At 72.7% G+C, this 322-nt stretch carries 1 protein-coding gene; it reads left to right on the plus strand.

Annotation, left to right across the window (positions count from 1 at the left end; genetic code table 11):
• Positions 1–322, plus strand: a 322-nt coding sequence (locus SB751_RS29090) for a hypothetical protein (RefSeq protein WP_410748918.1), incomplete at both ends; no start/stop codon positions are given.

Here is a 322-nt window from a genome sequence, read left to right on the forward strand (position 1 = left end):
GGGCAAAGGCGCGCCGGGGGCGGCAGACGCCGCCCTGACCGGCTGGCGCGGCACTTTTTCGCGCCTGACGGCCGACAGCGCCGGCTTCACCGTTTCGGTCGACCGGCCCGTGACGCTGTCTTACCTGCCGGCGGCGGTGGCGCCGCAATGGCAGTGGCAGGTGGGCCAGACCGTGCTGGGGGTGGACCTGCCGGGCAAGGAAAAACTGGCGATCGCGCACAAGGGCTCGCGCGGCGACGCCAAGCGCTGGGAAACCGCCGGCCAGGCCGACAACCTGGTCATCACCGCCGCCATGGCGCGCCAGGTCATCGCCGCCGTCGAT

Source organism: Cupriavidus sp. SIMBA_020 (assembly GCF_046535395.1).
Lineage (GTDB): Bacteria > Pseudomonadota > Gammaproteobacteria > Burkholderiales > Burkholderiaceae > Cupriavidus > Cupriavidus campinensis.